The organism is Kitasatospora sp. NPDC059722 (assembly GCF_042733235.1).
Classification (GTDB): domain Bacteria; phylum Actinomycetota; class Actinomycetes; order Streptomycetales; family Streptomycetaceae; genus Kitasatospora.
Genome location: NZ_JBHWGD010000283.1, coordinates 1 through 1,690, shown reverse-complemented (window position 1 = coordinate 1,690; position 1,690 = coordinate 1). Strand labels below are relative to the sequence as shown.

Here is a 1,690-nt window from a genome sequence, read left to right as displayed (position 1 = left end):
CCGGTGTGGGGGGGGGGGGGGGGGGGGGGGGGGCGGGCGCCCGGGGGGGCGGGTGGACGCGCGCCGGCTCGTGGTGTCGTCAGACGGTCAGCAGGTCCGGGTTGGCGGCCTTGTCGGTGGGCAGGAAGTCGTCGGGCACGGGGTACTGGCCGAGCACGTAGTTCAGGATCGCCGCGTGCATGGCCTCGACGGGGGCGATGCTCGCGGCCGTCGCGATCCCGGCCGCACCGGTCACGTTGTACGTCGCGAAGAGGTAGGTCTGGGCGGCCTGGTCCTCCAGTTCGAGCGCGAGTTTGGCCACGTCCCCGACCGAGGCCGCCTTGCCGAGGGCCGCCATCGTGTCCGCCTGGTTGGACAGCGGCACGTCGTTGATCGCGGGCAGTCCGGCGCCGGTGAGGACGGCGTTCCAGGCCTTGGCGTGGTCGGCGTGCTGGTTCATCGCGGTGGTCACGAACGTCGCGACCGCCGGCGGCACCGTGCCGAGCTTGCCCGCGCCCGCGGCGTCCAGCGCGGCCTTGTAGGCGCCGACCGCCTGGTTCTCCAGCGCGACGGCCAGCGCGACGACCCGCAGGTCCCCGGTGTAGCCGCCGGACGCCGACGGCGCGCCGGACACCGCACTGGCCGAGCCGGCCGGACTGGTCGGCGCCGGGTCCTTGACGCTCTTGCTGCCGGAGCACGCCGCCAGCGTGAGGGCCGCGGCCACGCCGCCCGCGCCGAGCAGGAACCGGCGCCGGCCAGGATCGGCCGGGACCGAGGCGCGGAGCTCTTCCCCGAGGTCGCGCGCGGAGGCCCGCATCAGCGGCAGCGTGGCCCGGTGGGCCTCGTCCATCTCCCGGGTCAGGCGGGCGAGTTCGGCCTCGCCGAGGGCGGGCTCCCAGGTGCGGTCGGCGGTCACTGGACGGCCCCTTCGGTGATCGGGGAGGCGTTGTCGGTCTTGTAGAAGGCGTCCGGGAAGCCCACGCTGCCGGCCGCGGCGGGCAGCTTCGCCGGGTCCACCGGGATCGTGATCAGATCGGCGGCGTTGCCCGCCAGCAGCGCCTGCACGGCGAGCAGCACGGCCCGGTGCTGCGCCTCCACCGGGGCGACGGAGGCGAAGAGCTTGCGCAGGTCGGCGCTGGAGACCTGGCCGACGTTCTTGGTGTACGTCTGGGCGGCGACGTCCTCCAACGTGATCGCGAGCTTCACCACGTCGGCCGGCGTCTTGATCGTGGGCAGCGTCTGGTCGACCACCGCCTTGTACTTCGGGTCCGGGCCGGTCTGCGCCTTGCCGCCGCCGGCGGTCGCGGCGGCGTTGAAGGCCTGGGCGTGCGCCTGGTGCTGCTCGGTGGTCTTGGCGATGAACGCGGCCACCGTCTTGTTGCCGTCCTTGATGAACGGCAGGCCGGCGGCCGTCTGGTAGACGCTCACCGCCAGGTTCTCCAGCGCCGCGGCGGTCTGGAGCGCGCGGATGTCGTCCGCCGTCACGGCGCCGGAGGCGGATCCCGACGGCGACGGCGACGCCGAGGGCGAGGGCGAGGGCGAGTCCGCCGCCGCCCGGGCCGTGCCGAGCAGGCCCGCCCCGCCCACCAGGGCGGCGAGCGCGCCGCCCCGCCACCACGGCCGCGACGGCCCGGCGGCCTCCGCGAAGCCGCGCTGCGCGCCCCGCGTGAGCCGCATCGCGACGCTGTTCACTACAGGTGACTGCTCGGGG

Annotated in this window: 2 protein-coding genes and 1 pseudogene; 1 reads left to right on the top strand and 2 read right to left on the bottom strand. The window is 75.4% G+C overall.

The window, feature by feature from the left end; genetic code table 11:
• Positions 1-79: 79 nt before the first annotated feature.
• Positions 80-895 carry a ferritin-like domain-containing protein gene (locus ACFV4F_RS43320; protein WP_380511556.1) on the bottom strand — a complete coding sequence of 272 codons (816 nt, stop codon included), beginning with the start codon at positions 893-895 and terminating at the stop codon, positions 80-82.
• A complete protein-coding gene (locus ACFV4F_RS43315; RefSeq protein ID WP_380511553.1) occupies positions 892-1,464 on the bottom strand; it encodes a ferritin-like domain-containing protein in 573 nt (190 codons plus the stop codon). The genes ACFV4F_RS43320 and ACFV4F_RS43315 overlap by 4 nt, the downstream gene beginning before the upstream one ends.
• Here ACFV4F_RS43315 and ACFV4F_RS43310 point away from each other — a divergent pair.
• A pseudogene (locus ACFV4F_RS43310) lies at positions 1,448-1,690 on the top strand (hypothetical protein); the annotation flags it as partial. The gene ACFV4F_RS43315 and the pseudogene ACFV4F_RS43310 sit on opposite strands and share 17 nt — an antisense overlap.